The 3108-nt window shown below is 76.9% G+C and carries 3 protein-coding genes; all 3 read left to right on the forward strand.

Annotated features, from left to right (window positions below):
* The first annotated feature begins 33 nt into the window (after positions 1-33).
* Positions 34-1053 carry a phytoene/squalene synthase family protein gene (locus MTQ10_RS29350; protein ID WP_247473436.1) on the forward strand — a complete coding sequence of 340 codons (1020 nt, stop codon included), beginning with the start codon at positions 34-36 and terminating at the stop codon, positions 1051-1053.
* Positions 1050-2057, forward strand: a complete 1008-nt coding sequence (locus tag MTQ10_RS29355) for a DUF5914 domain-containing protein (protein ID WP_247473438.1) — start codon at positions 1050-1052, stop codon at positions 2055-2057. Before MTQ10_RS29350 ends, MTQ10_RS29355 begins: the two co-directional genes overlap by 4 nt.
* A 342-nt stretch (positions 2058-2399) precedes the next feature.
* Positions 2400-3108: serine/threonine-protein kinase (locus MTQ10_RS29360; RefSeq protein WP_247473440.1), on the forward strand; the 709-nt coding region annotated here is incomplete at its 3' end.

Below are 3108 nucleotides of genomic sequence, written 5' to 3' on the forward strand. Positions count from 1 at the left end.
CACCCGCCCCGCCCCGGCCGAGGAGACCCACCGATGACCGACCGCGAACTCGACGCCGCCGGCGTCCACGACCCGCGGCTGCGCGCCGACTACCGGCACTGCCGCGCCCTCAACGCCCGCCACGGCAGGACGTACTTCCTCGCCACCCGACTGCTGCCCGTCGACCGCAGGGCGGCCGTGCACGCCCTGTACGGCTTCGCACGCTGGGCCGACGACATCGTCGACGCCCTCGGCACCGGCGCCGCCCCGGCCGAGCTGACGGCCCTTCAGCGGGAACTGGAGCGGGGGCTGCGCACCGGCGACAGCGCCGAGCCCGTCGTACGCGCCCTCGTCGACACCGCCCGCCGCCACGGCATCGACCACGCCCACTTCCGCGACTTCATGGCCGCCATGCGCGCCGACCTCGTCGTGACCGACTACCCCGCCTACGCCGACCTGCGGGCCTACATGCACGGCTCGGCCGCCGTCATCGGCCTGGAGATGCTGCCCGTCCTCGGCACCGTCACCCCCCGCGAGGAGGCCGCCCCGCACGCCGCCGCCCTCGGTGTCGCCTTCCAGCTGACCAACTTCCTCCGCGACGTGGGCGAGGACCTCGACCGGGGCCGCGTCTACCTGCCCGCGGACCTCCTCGCCGCGCACGGCGTCGACCGGGCGCTGCTGCGGCACAGCCGCGACACCGGCCGACCCGACCCGCGGATCACCGCCGCGCTGCGCGAGTTCGAGGCGCTCACCCGCAGCGTGTACCGGCAGGCCGCGCCCGGCATCGGCATGCTGGACCCGGTGTCACGGCCCTGCGTCCGCACCGCCGCCGTGCTGTACGGCGGCATCCTGGACGCCGTCGCCCGTGACGGGTACGCCGTCCTGCACCGCCGTGCCGTGGTGTCCCGACGGCGCCGGGCCGCCGTCGCCGCGGAGGGCCTGGCCCGCGTGGCCGCGGCCCGGCTGCATCACGGCGACACGCGGCGGGCCCGCCACCGGGCACCGCTCGCCCCGGCCTTCTCACCGGCCCCGTCCCCCGCACCGGTCCTGACGGTCACCGAGGAGGCCCTGTGAACGCCGGTCCGCCCGCACGCCGGGGACGTCTGCCGCTGTCCCTGCGCCGCCGCCGGGTCCCCTGGGAACGCCAGCGGCCCACCTGGCGCGACGCCAGGCCCGCCGTCATCGCCCGCGCCCTGAAGCACGCCCAGTCCCGCCCGTCCGGCAACTGGTACGTCGTCGGCGCCACCCGCGCCCTGCGCGACGACCGGCCCCTCGCCCGCACAGTCGCCGGACACGAGGTCGTCGTCTGGCGGGGCCCCGACGGCCGGCCGCACGCGGGGCCCGGCATCTGCCCCCACCTCGGCGCCCCCCTCGCCGGCAGCCCCGTGCGCTGCGGCACGCTGGTGTGCCACTGGCACGGCCTCGCCCTCGACGGCCGCCCGGCCGCCGGCTGGGAGCCGCTGCCCGTCCACGACGACGGCGTGCTGCTGTGGGTGCGCCTGGACGACGCCGGAGGCGAGACCCCGCTGCCCGCCCCCGTGCTGCCCGGGCGACCCGACCCCCGGGCCGCGCTCACCGCCGTCTGCGAGGCCACCGGCGTCTGCGAGCCGGAGGACGTCATCGCCAACCGCCTCGACCCGTGGCACGGCGCCTGGTTCCACCCGTACTCCTTCGTCGACCTCACCGTGACCGGCACGCCCGGCGACGAGGACGACGACCGCTTCACCGTGGACGTCTCCTTCAAGGTCGCCGGCCGGCTCGTCGTGCCGGTCCGGGCGGTGTTCACGGCACCGGAGCCCCGTACGGTCGTCATGCACATCGCCGAGGGGGAGGGCGCGGGCTCCGTCGTCGAGACCCACGCCACGCCGCTCGGACCCGACGAGCGGGGCCGCCCCCGCACGGCCGTCGTCGAGGCGGTCGTGGCCGCCTCCGACCGGCGGGGCTTCGCCGCGGCCCGCGCCGCCGCACCCCTGCTCCGCCCCCTGATGCGCACCGCGGCGGCCCGGCTGTGGCGCGACGACCTCGCCTACGCGGAACGCCGCTGGCAGCTGCGGGCCACGGGACGCTTCCCCGGCTGACCCCCCGCCTCCGACTCGCCGGGAAGACGCCCGGTCCGGTGGGCGGGGGCGGCATGGCCAGGAGCGCGCCGGCCGACCGGTGGGAGGGCGCCGCCCGACGGGCCGGGACAGCGCGGTCCGGCGGTCCGGGCCGGCGCGCGGTCCGGGGGCGCGGGACGACGCCCGGCCCACCGCGCACGGCGCGTCGTGTCGTACCCCGCGCACCCTTGCGCACCGTGCGCCGCACGCCCGCCGCCGCTGCCGCTGCCGGCCGCCCGGCACCGTACAAAGCCGGGCGATTGCTCGCCATACTGGACGAGCCAGGGGAGGGCGGGCGAACGGTGACGGGGGCGGGCGCACGGGATGGGGGACAGCAGGCTGGTTCAGGGCCGCTACCGGCTTCTGGAACGCATCGGGCGCGGCGGTATGGGCGAGGTGTGGCGGGCCAGGGACGAGTCCCTCGGGCGGCAGGTCGCCGTCAAGTGCCTGAGGCCCGCCGGCCCGCAGCACGACCCCGCCTTCGCCCGCGTCGTCCGTGAACGCTTCCGCAGGGAGGCCCGGGTCGCCGCCGGACTACAGCATCGCGGCGTCACCGTCGTGCACGACTTCGGCGAGTCCGACGGCGTCCTGTTCCTGGTGATGGAGCTGCTCCAGGGCCGCGACCTCAGCCGGCTCCTGGAGGACAACCGCGGGCATCCGCTGCCCGTGCCCGACGTCGTCGACATCGCCGGACAGGTCGCCGCCGCGCTCGCCTACACCCACCGGCAGGGCATCGTGCACCGCGACCTCAAGCCCGCCAACATCGTCCGGCTCACCGACGGCACGGTGAAGATCTGCGACTTCGGCATAGCCCGCCTCGGCCACGACATCGGCTTCACGACCCGCCTCACCGGCACCGGCATCGCCATGGGGACCCCGCACTACATGTCGCCGGAGCAGATCGGCGGCGACGAGGTCGACCACCGCAGCGACCTGTACTCGCTGGGGTGCGTGCTGTACGAGATCGCCACCGGCACCCCGCCCTTCGACCTCGGCGACCCGTGGGCGATCCTCGTCGGCCACCGGGACACCC

Source organism: Streptomyces sp. XM83C (assembly GCF_023072675.1).
Classification (GTDB): domain Bacteria; phylum Actinomycetota; class Actinomycetes; order Streptomycetales; family Streptomycetaceae; genus Streptomyces; species Streptomyces thermocoprophilus.

What these genes read in the sequence shown, in the direction of transcription:
- MTQ10_RS29350 (WP_247473436.1), top strand. Translation starts at nt 34, where the DNA reads ATGACCGACCGCGAACTCGACGCCGCCGGCGTCCACGACCCGCGGCTG.